Below are 10,257 nucleotides of genomic sequence, written 5' to 3'. Positions count from 1 at the left end.
GGTCTTGGCTCAACAGCCGCATCCGCAAACAACTCGACCAGTTTAATTGTTTGCGAGATGCAATCGAGCATGTCTTATGCTTGTCGTCCTAATTACCTTGGCGATTGCTATATCATCACGACTTCGCTTTTGATGAGGAGCGATCGCTTCTGGAAGCATAAAGGCCCTAGCATCAGTGCTAGGGCCTTTATTTTCATGAATGCGCCTCAGAATACCTTGCGCTCATCCAAATGAGCAACGATATCCTGACGCGATCGCCATACCGGACGCAACTGTTTTCGGGCGGCTAGCGGTAACTGATCGCTAAGATGGGGCGATCCGGGTTGAGTTGCATTGCCGTAGCTAATGAGTGTCATCGCCTTGACTGGATTGGAAAACTCGACCGCAGCAATATAAGAATCGCCCTCAACCGCTTGAAAGCGCCCATCTTTCGTCGGGGCATAATTGAGAACGCGGAAGATGCCAAGGTCTCCAGAACCGCCATTGGCAGGCAGATCCACACCCTCAGAACGCAGCCGGAAAACTTCCCCCCAGGGGACATCTAGGGCTTTATAAGCCGCCTCTACTTTTGCTGCTGCGGTAGAAAGCACCTTCACTGCGCTTTGAGGATCTGCTAAGCCGTCGGGTGTAGTGCGCGGGAAATTCTCGTTCCAGGGGGTACTAAATGCATTATCGAATTCCATCTCTTCCGCCCAAAGGTAAAAGAGTACCGCACCCCGACTATCTGCATCCGCATTCCGATCCCAAGATTGCAGGACATCAGCGGCTCGACGCGCTAATTTATCTCCATACTGCCGTGCGGCGGGAATTAGGTCATCCAGGAAACGATCTGCCAGTTCCATGCGTGTCGAGTGCTTGTACTGAATCATTTCCTCAAAAGAAATTTGTTTATCCTCATCCAGCATCCTTGCAGAGCGTTGCGCTCGAAAATGCATGAACTGCGGTGCCATGTAGGGCGGGAAATCTGCTGGATTTAACGCTACTGGGAAAGTCGTTGTCCACGGTGGATCGTTGGTATTTTGCAACCAGCCGCTAGGTGGGTCAATGACGCGGGGCAAATCGCGGTAGGGATGCGTTTTCGTCCATAAGGTTTTAGAGGTGTCGCCAGGAATCATGCCTTCCCAGTATTCAAAGTCTCCAGATGTGCGAATTGGCACCTGACCGTTAAATAGGTGCATGATATGTCCCTCGCGGTCTGCATACATCACCGTGAACATCGGAATCTGCAACTGCTTTAGGGCAGCCTCAAATTCAGGCAGTTTAGTGGCACGCGCCATCGAGTACCACTGCTCCAACGCTCCGGGTTGCTCAAGCCCCACAACCCGCAATGCCACGGCTTTTCCCTCCTTGCCTGCGACAACAGGGCCGTGAAGGGAACGTTGTACGACCAGTGATTCTGAGCGCAGTGTGCCATCATGCTGCTTCACCTTCAAGATTTTCTTTTCTGTCTCAAAGGCTTGAACCTTACCGTCGAAGCGATAGCCGCCGTCTTTTAGTTCCAGTTCATAAGCGTCCCACCCGTCATGGGTATTGACTGTGTGAGTCCAGCCGAGATTATTGTTGAATGCGATCGCGAGTACGGGAAGTCCAACCAGTGTCGCCCCATAAGCATCAATTCCTGGTGCGGTAATCTGGGCTTCGTACCAAACAAATAAATCTGACCAAGGCAGGTGCGGGTTTGCCAGTAGCATCGCGTTTCCGCTTGCAGAATGCTTAGGCGCGATCGCCCACGCATTAGAACCCATTGATTTGTTATCGGCAAGGCTTTGAACAATCTGCGGATTGACAATAAATGTAAAATTCATCACCCGCTGTTCGTGAGCTAGGATATCCACTGGCTGGACTGGCAGCACCGCCTTCACTTCATTATCAATCAGGTCGGGATGTTCCTTGGCATAGGCATTGATTCCAGTGGCAAAGGCATCTAGATAACTGCGGAAAGTGGGATTCTGCGCTTTATACCACTCGCTGGCACGTTCGGGAATTCCCATTGTTTGTACCCATTTATCTGACTCTAGGTACTCTTCTCCCCAGTATTCAGCACTTCGTCCCCGTGCCTGACCGTAGAGGCGCAACAGCAGGTTGCCATGACTTTGCATCTGCGCCCAACCAAAGGCGCGAAATGCACTTCCTGCATCCTTGCCGTAGATATGCGGTACGCCGTAGGTATCCCAGAGAATTTCAGTCGAGGCTGCTGGTAAGCTTAGACTCTGGCTCCCCAAAAATAGAGTAAAGATGAAACCTAATATTAATGGGAAAATTCGCAAAGATTTTCCTCTAAAACCTCCGATTGCGTAGCGCCTACTATTTTTTTGGAACTTATCAAGAGAACGCAAACGCTCTTTAATAAAACACCACCCTGAAAGAAAATTTAACATTACGTTCTTGACAAATTGATAATTTAAAAAACAAAAAAATACGGCTTCAAATTTTATTTTTGTATTAACAAGTGTGATTAGAAGGGAGCAGAAGTTGCTTCATTTCTATTCAACCAAGTCCGCCTACGCGGACTCAATTCAGCCTGGGTCAGCAGGCTTTGTTTGTGCAGCCCCAGACTTCCAGCCTGTTGGCGATTTGCTGCGGGCGATTTGCAAATACTTGATGAAAAATTTTATCATTATTTTCCTAACGAATAGTTGAAAATTATTCTCGTTAACTGCAAAAGTTTAATGTGTTGTGGCGCTGTTGCACGCGGAAGTGAAAGCGCGATAGCTTCGCTTGCGCCAAGGGCGATCGCGACTTGTTTCTACGCCCTCAGTTTCCAGTAAAGCGATCGCCCTTTAAGGCAGCCTCTTGGCTTATCTTCAGCTTCCGCCCCAGCGGAATACACATCGGTGTTCCGGCTACGGGATCTTCCACGATGCGACAACCCAGCCCAAATACTTGGCGCACCATTTCTTCGGTCATCACCTGCATCGGGGTTCCGTGGGCATAAACGCACCCTTCCTTCACCGCTACTAGGTAATCTGCATAGCGACAAGCTTGGTTTAAATCGTGCAACACCATTACCAGCGTTCGTCCTTGGGTCTGGTTCAACTCCAAAAGCAAATCCAACACCTCGATTTGGTGCGCCAAGTCTAAGAAAGTGGTGGGTTCATCTAAGAGTAAAATCTCTGTATCCTGAGCCAGCGCCATTGCAATCCAAGCGCGTTGTCGCTGTCCGCCGGAAAGAGTATCGAGCGATCGCTCTGCCAATTCGGTCATCCCAGTCGTCGCCAAGGCTAACGCGACCAACCGCTCATCTTCTTTTGACCACTGCTGCAACCAGTTCTGATAAGGATAACGCCCCAGCGCTACTAAATCTCGCACGGTTAACCCTTCTGGTGCTACTGGCCCTTGGGGAAGAATTCCCAGTTGCTTGGCAACCTCTTTCGTAGATAACTTGAATAAATCAGCCGCATCCAGATAAACCGTCCCGTTCCGTGGCTTGAGCAATCTCGCCAAACCCCGCAGCAGTGTAGACTTACCGCAACCGTTGGCACCCACTAAAGCGGTTATTTTCCCTTCGGGAATTGCCAAATCAAGATTTTTGATAATTGGCACACCTTCATAAGCCAAGGTGAGCCTGCGGGTGGAGAGTCGGTTCATCTTTGGGTTCATCGTTTGCGGTTTTGCACCAACAGATAGATAAAGTAAGGAGCGCCAATCGCGGCTGTAATTACACCACAGGGAAGCTCAGTCGGAGCAAATAGCGATCGCCCTAGCAAATCCGCAACCACTACAATCATTGCCCCAATCGTTGCCGAGACAGGAATTAACCCCTCATGAGTTGAACCCACTAATTGACGTGCGATGTGCGGTGCCATTAACCCAACAAAGCTAATCGTACCAGCCGTAGCCACCGCCGCACCCGTCAACGCGGTAGCGATCGCGAGTAACCAGCCGCGTTCCCATTCCACCGGACTACCCAGTCCTTTGGCAACATCATCGCCCAAATTTAAAGCATTCAGCTGTCGCGCTTTCCCCAAAGCCAAGGGCACCAACACCGCGAACCAAGGTGCAACAGACCATACCTCCTCCCAACTGCGACCGTAGACACTCCCCGCCAACCACACCAACGCCTGACTCACACTATTAATCTCACCGAATGTCACCATCAAGCTAGTCAAAGCGCCAATGACTGCGGCAATCCCGACCCCAATCAAAATTAGGCGAATCGGAGAACTCCCCCGATCCCATGCCAAAAAGTAAATCAGAAAAGCGACAGCCAATGCTCCCCCAAAGGCTGACACCGGCAATACTGCAATCGGGACACTGGGAAACAAAACAATCAGACTAACCGCCGCCAGACTCGCACCCGCGTTAATCCCGATGATGCCTGGGTCGGCGAGGGGATTGCGAGTAATGCCTTGCAAGATCGTACCGGAAACCGCCAATGCCACTCCCACAAGAGCCGCGACTAAGGTTCTAGGCAGTCGCAGGGTATTGATAATGAAGGGATAGTCAGGGTTTCCGGTTTCCAGTCCGAGTAAGGTTTTGATGACGGAGAGGATGGGAATCGGATATTCCCCATAAGAAACACTGACAACCATCGCCGCCAGGGTAACGAAGACCAGAATACTCAGGATACTAGGAATACGCCGATCGATACGGAAGGATACCGGAAGCGCCTTAGAACGAACGACCAACCAGTTGTTCATTTTTTCACCTTGAAGCGGGCAAGATAAACGAACAAGGGCGCACCCACGAAAGCAGTCATGACTCCGACTGGAAGTTCTTGGGGTTTAATCAGCAATCTGGCACCAATATCCGCTGTTAACAGTAAAATGGCTCCAAAAACCGCAGAATACGGCATAATCCAGCGGTAATCGACGCCAACCAACAAGCGGACAACGTGGGGGACAACTAAACCGATAAATCCAATCGGACCAGCGGCGGCAACGGCACTGCCTGCCAGTAAGATGACACTGAAAGCAGCGGCAACTTTTACCCATGCGGTTCGTTGACCTAAGCCTTTGGCGACATCTTCACCGAGATTCAAAGTCGTGATTTGTTTGCCTAAAGCGAAGGCTAATATCAGTCCGAGGGTGATATAGGGCAGCACTTGCCAGACAATCGTGAAGTCACGACCCGCAATCGATCCAGCCATCCAAAAGCGGATTTCATCAAGCGTGCGTTGGCTGAAAATCAGGATGCCGGTTGTCACTGAAGACAGGAAGGTACTAATCGCTGCACCGGCGATGGTGAGGTTGAGTGGGGTGAGTCCACCGCGACCCAAGGAACCGAGGAAATAGACAGCGATCGCAGCAGCACCGGCACCCAGAAAGGCGTACCCAGCATAGAGACTTGAATCGGGTGGTTGAAAAGCAAATACCGCGATGACCACTGCCATTGCCGCACCTGCGTTGATTCCCAGTATTCCGGGGTCAGCCAAGGGGTTGCGGGTGATGCCTTGCATAATCGCACCCGCGATCGCCATTGCGGCACCAACCAAGATGGCGATGAGCGATCGCGGTATCCTGATCGTCCGAATAATCAGGTGATCCGCAGACCCATCAAATGCTGTCAACGCTGCATAAATGGTGCTTGCAGAAATGTCGGCTGCACCATAGCCAATACTGACCACCAGGCAAATTAGGAGAATCAGGAGGCTCAGAATTAAGCCGACAAGCAGAGAGGGTCGTGGCTGTATAAATCCTAAGACTTCCCCGATTAACCGATTTTTTACTATTTTCTGGATTGGTGCCAATATCGATGCCTTCTGCCTTGTGTTTATTGCTATTGCAACCCTAAATATGCTGTCGTAACGTCAAGCGCCTCGGAACGATGAGAAATCGCCGCTTTGGTGCGCTCAACCAGGAAACTAGAAATTACTTTAGACTTATTGCGATTATTTATCAATATCTTTGCGAAAATTCTCCTTGAATTGCCAGTAATACAAGGATTCCAGATTTCAACAACGGCAAACCCCACAGTTGCCTGGTGAGTTAAAGTTGCAGTCTGGCATAACATTGAGAAAACATCACCAGGCTGGATATGGCAGTTGAAACTGTTACACTTCAAATTCCAGAAATACTCTATCAGCGTTTAGTTAATACTGCTAATGCAACGCAGCGCCCTGTTGAAGAAGTCATGCTTCATGCCTTACAAATAGGTAGCCCCCCGGAATGGGATGATGTGCCAGAGGAGTTTCAGGCTGACATTGCTGCCTTGGATAAACTTGATGACAAGACGCTATGGCAGATTGTTAATAGCCGCAAAACAACAGTAGAGATGGAGCGATATAATACTCTGCTTGAGGGCAATTCTAGCGGTACGCTGACAGAGGCAGAACGCTTAGAACTAATGGCACTGCGGCATGAGGCTGACCTTTTCATGTTAAAAAAAGCTCAAGCAGCAGTATTACTCCGGTGGCGGGGACATCGCGTGCCAAACTCTTAAGATATCGTGTCTGCATACATACCGGAAAGTTTACGAAATCAAATCGCGGATAGCGATCGCGGGCGTTGCTGCTATTGCTTAACCAGTGAAGCTAATAGTGGAATTCCCATGACGCACGATCATATTCAGCCTGTTTCTAAAGGTGGAGAGACAAGCTTTGAGAATATTTGTTTAGCTTGTCGTTCATGCAATGAATTTAAGGGTGACTCAACCGAGGCGATAGATCCTTTGACGGGCGAAACTGTGACTCTTTTCAACCCACGCACGCAAATATGGTCTGACCATTTTGCCTGGAGTCCTGACAGCACAAGGGTTGAAGGTCTTACAGTGATTGGTCGGGCTACAATTGTTCGTCTGCGAATGAATAACCCAGTTATCATTGCCGCTAGGAGGCGTTGGGCAGTCAGTGGTTGGCATCCTCCGACTGACTAATCTTGAACAAAAGCTAATTTAATTAACTTAAAAATTAATTCCCAGCGAAATTAAGACGATATGAAAAAACTCATCAACAACTCCGATAATGTAGTGCGCGAAAGCCTGGAAGGAATGGCAGCAGCGCATCCCGATTTAATTAAAGTCCACTTTGACCCCCACTTTATCTATCGCGTCGAGGCACCCATTCCTGGCAAAGTCGCCCTCATCTCCGGGGGGGGTAGCGGACACGAACCGATGCATGGCGGTTTTGTCGGTTTGGGGATGCTGGATGCTGCTTGTCCGGGTGAAGTCTTCACTTCTCCTACTCCTGACCAGATGCTAGAAGCTGCCAAAATGGTTACGGGGGGTGCGGGTGTCCTCAATATCGTCAAGAATTACAGCGGCGATGTGATGAACTTCGAGATGGCAGCAGAACTGGCGCACTCAGAGGGCATTTCGGTACTCAATATCTTGATCGATGATGATATCGCGGTCAAAGATAGCCTTTATACTCAAGGGCGTCGGGGTGTCGGCGCGACGGTACTCGCTGAAAAAATCTGCGGTGCTGCTGCCCAACAAGGTTACGATCTCACGCAGGTTGCCAACCTCTGTCGCCAAGTTAATCTCAACGGGCGTAGCATGGGTATGGCGCTGACTTCTTGTACCGTCCCCGCGAAAGGTAGCCCGACTTTTAGTTTGGGGGATGATGAAATAGAATCCGGCATCGGCATTCACGGAGAACCGGGACGACAGCGAATGTCCTTGAAGTCAGCCGATGAAATTACCGAGATGCTAGCGGTTTCTATCATCGAAGACAGAGATTACACCCGCACAGTGCGCGAGTGGGATGCAGATAAGGGAGAATGGGTGGAACAGGAACTCATTGACCCTGCGTTTGAAAGTGGCGATCGCGTTCTTGCCTTTGTTAACAGTATGGGCGGCACTCCCCTTTCTGAGTTGTATATTGTCTATCGAAAATTAGCAGAAATCTGCGAAAAGAAAAAAATTCAAATTGTTCGTAATTTAATTGGCCCTTACATCACCTCTTTGGATATGCAAGGATGTTCCATCACTCTGCTGAAGTTAGATGATGAGATGATTCAACTTTGGGATGCACCCGTGAAGACACCAGCTTTAAGGTGGGGAATATAAAAGAGTTTAGAGTTGTAGAGACGCAACAAATCGCGTCTGAGTTTAGAGTTTTGAATATGGTCAGTAAAGAACAAATCCTGCAATGGCTACAAGCCGTAGCAGTAGTTGTAGAACAAAATAAGGATTATCTAACCGAACTGGACGCGGCAATTGGAGATGCTGACCACGGCATCAATATGAACCGGGGTTTTCAAAAAGTGGCGACTCAGCTAGCCACTGTGGCAGATAAGGATATTGGCAACATCCTCAAAACTGTCAGCATGACGCTCATTTCCAGTGTTGGGGGTGCCAGCGGGCCGTTGTATGGCACGATGTTCCTACGGGCTAGTACGGCAGTCGCAGGCAAGTCAGAACTGACCGATGAGGAGATGGTGACGCTTTTCCAAGCGTTTGTGGAAGGTATTGTGCAACGGGGTAAGGCGAATTTGGGTGATAAGACCATGCTGGATTCTCTATCACCTGCTGCGGATACTTTTGAGCAAGCTGTCGTGGCTGGTGCAAGCACCCCAGAAGCTTTACAACAAGCCGTAGCTGCGGCTGAGGAAGGGATGAAACAGACGATTCCCTTGGTAGCGAAGAAAGGCAGGGCGAGTTATTTAGGCGATCGCAGTGTCGGTCATCAAGATCCGGGTGCCACCTCTACTTATCTGATTCTCAAGACGCTGTGGGAAACTGTCAATAGCCAGTCGTGATTTGTTAATCGTCATTTGTCATTCATTATTAATCGCCGCCAGTTTCTTAAAACCGTTGCGCTTTCCGCAATCGCAACTGAGTTCCCGCAGATTGCGATCGCAAATCCATTTTTAAAAACCGCCTTAAAACCACCCCGCCTCAAAGTCGGCGATACGGTGGGATTAATTAATCCCGCTAGTCCCATTGACGCGAAAGACATTGCACAGGTACAGCAAACCCTGGCAAGTTTGGGGTTAAAGGTTAAATTAGGGAAGCATCTTCTCGACCGTTACGGTTATTTGGCAGGAAGCGATCGCGATCGCGCATCTGATGTAAACGATATGTTTGCCGATGCTTCTGTAAAAGCGATTGTTGCTGTGCGTGGCGGTTGGGGTTGCAATCGGATTTTGCCACTGTTAAATTATCCCCTCATCCAAGCTTCTCCCAAAATTCTCATTGGTTACAGCGATATTACTTCGCTGCTGTTAGCAATTTATGCCAAAAGTGGCGTTGTCACTTTTCATGGCCCCGTCGGCACATCCACTTGGAATCCGTTTACAGTAGATTATGTTAAACGCATTCTATTTAATGGGGAAGCTGTCACAATGCAAAATCCCCCGAATGCTAGCTTTAAAGTAGAAATAATTACGCCTGGAAAGGCTAGGGGAAAATTAGCCGGAGGCAACTTATCAGTGCTGGCGGCAATGGTGGGGTCATCTTATCTCCCAGATTGGAAACAAAGTATCTTATTTGTAGAAGAAATTGGGGAGGAAGCTTATCGGATAGACCGGATGCTGACTCAGCTAAAACTCGCCGGTATTCTAGAGCAAATTTCTGGGTTTATTTTTGGGCAATGTACCGATTGTCAACCCAAAGATAATCAACCTTCCCTAACTTTATCGCAAGTCTTGAGAGAACACATTCAACCTTTAGGAATTCCAGCTTGGTATGGTTCGCAGATTGGTCATATTAAAGATAAATTTACTTTGCCAGTTGGCGTGCCAGTAGAAATTGATGCCAATCAGAATACAATTCGGATGTTAGAGTCATCTGTTCAATGAGTCGGGTTAGGTTGCGCTTATCCGGCTTGCATCTTAAATAGGCTATAGCAATCCTAATTCATTCATAAAATATTGGAACTCTCTTCTTCCTCTTTCTGCGCGCTCTTTGCATCTTCGCGGTTCCTAAAAAAAATACAACTGCAAGACGACTGCTATAATCGCTCTATTCCACCTGAATGGGGTTGAATTTATAAATTTAACCTATCGTTTTACTTAGAGTAATTTTGTTGATACAAGATGTCGGTTAAAACTGAGTAAAAGCTTTAACATTAAATTCATTGAAACGAAAAACGGGTAATAAGACTTTTAACCCCTTAGCGGGATGCGGATTTAAAAATTATTAGTAATAATAGAGAATAAAGCCCACAATAACACTTTTACTTAGTAGGTAAATTATGGCAAGTGCAGATGACCGCAAGAAGCGAATTATGGAACATTTATCCCGGAGTTCGGGGGATTTTATCAAGCCATCTCCTAGAAACTCAGAGGAACGCAAGCAGCGAATTTCCGATCATGTTCGCCGAACCAAAGGTTAAAGCAATCTGAAAGCGCTCGCTTTCAGCATCGACTCCCTTAC

General features: G+C 48.4%; 11 protein-coding genes. 6 read left to right on the top strand and 5 right to left on the bottom strand.

Annotated elements, in window-relative coordinates:
• Positions 1-206 precede the first annotated feature (206 nt).
• The 5 genes from NDI44_RS27790 to NDI44_RS27770 all read right to left on the bottom strand — a co-directional run bounded on the left by NDI44_RS27790 (position 207) and on the right by NDI44_RS27770 (position 5,952).
• Entirely contained in the window at positions 207-2,378 is a 2,172-nt protein-coding gene (locus NDI44_RS27790) for an acylase (protein ID WP_190415798.1), read from the bottom strand.
• 376 nt (positions 2,379-2,754) lie between these two features.
• On the bottom strand, positions 2,755-3,588 hold the full coding sequence (locus NDI44_RS27785; RefSeq protein WP_190415802.1) for an ABC transporter ATP-binding protein: 834 nt from the start codon (positions 3,586-3,588) through the stop codon (positions 2,755-2,757).
• A gap of 8 nt (positions 3,589-3,596) precedes the next feature.
• Positions 3,597-4,640, bottom strand: a complete 1,044-nt coding sequence (locus NDI44_RS27780) for an iron ABC transporter permease (RefSeq protein WP_190415796.1) — start codon at positions 4,638-4,640, stop codon at positions 3,597-3,599.
• Positions 4,637-5,632 (bottom strand): iron ABC transporter permease, encoded by a 996-nt coding sequence (locus tag NDI44_RS27775; RefSeq protein ID WP_347276918.1) that lies wholly within the window; start codon positions 5,630-5,632, stop codon positions 4,637-4,639. The genes NDI44_RS27780 and NDI44_RS27775 overlap by 4 nt, the downstream gene beginning before the upstream one ends.
• A gap of 86 nt (positions 5,633-5,718) precedes the next feature.
• Positions 5,719-5,952, bottom strand: coding sequence for a hypothetical protein (locus NDI44_RS27770; protein WP_190415795.1), 234 nt, complete (start codon positions 5,950-5,952; stop codon positions 5,719-5,721).
• Positions 5,953-5,976: 24 nt separating this feature from the next.
• Between NDI44_RS27770 and NDI44_RS27765 the strand changes: the two genes are divergently transcribed.
• The 6 genes from NDI44_RS27765 to NDI44_RS27740 all read left to right on the top strand — a co-directional run bounded on the left by NDI44_RS27765 (position 5,977) and on the right by NDI44_RS27740 (position 10,216).
• A complete protein-coding gene (locus tag NDI44_RS27765) occupies positions 5,977-6,381 on the top strand; it encodes a hypothetical protein (protein ID WP_190415793.1) in 405 nt (134 codons plus the stop codon).
• Between the two features lie 6 nt (positions 6,382-6,387).
• Complete coding sequence (locus NDI44_RS27760; RefSeq protein WP_190415791.1) at positions 6,388-6,813, top strand: HNH endonuclease; 426 nt, start codon at positions 6,388-6,390, stop codon at positions 6,811-6,813.
• A 60-nt stretch (positions 6,814-6,873) separates the two neighbouring features.
• Positions 6,874-7,947, top strand: a complete 1,074-nt coding sequence (dhaK, locus tag NDI44_RS27755) for a dihydroxyacetone kinase subunit DhaK (protein WP_190415784.1) — start codon at positions 6,874-6,876, stop codon at positions 7,945-7,947.
• 56 nt (positions 7,948-8,003) lie between these two features.
• Positions 8,004-8,639: a dihydroxyacetone kinase subunit DhaL gene (dhaL, locus tag NDI44_RS27750; RefSeq protein ID WP_190415782.1), complete on the top strand. Its 636-nt coding sequence runs from the start codon at positions 8,004-8,006 to the stop codon at positions 8,637-8,639.
• Between the two features lie 15 nt (positions 8,640-8,654).
• Complete coding sequence (locus tag NDI44_RS27745; RefSeq protein WP_190415781.1) at positions 8,655-9,680, top strand: LD-carboxypeptidase; 1,026 nt, start codon at positions 8,655-8,657, stop codon at positions 9,678-9,680.
• Between the two features lie 395 nt (positions 9,681-10,075).
• Complete coding sequence (locus NDI44_RS27740; RefSeq protein ID WP_190415779.1) at positions 10,076-10,216, top strand: hypothetical protein; 141 nt, start codon at positions 10,076-10,078, stop codon at positions 10,214-10,216.
• Positions 10,217-10,257: the final 41 nt, after the last annotated feature.

It is taken from the genome of Trichocoleus sp. DQ-A3 (assembly GCF_039961975.1).
GTDB lineage: Bacteria > Cyanobacteriota > Cyanobacteriia > Cyanobacteriales > FACHB-T130 > FACHB-T130.
This window is presented reverse-complemented; position numbering and strand designations above follow the sequence as displayed.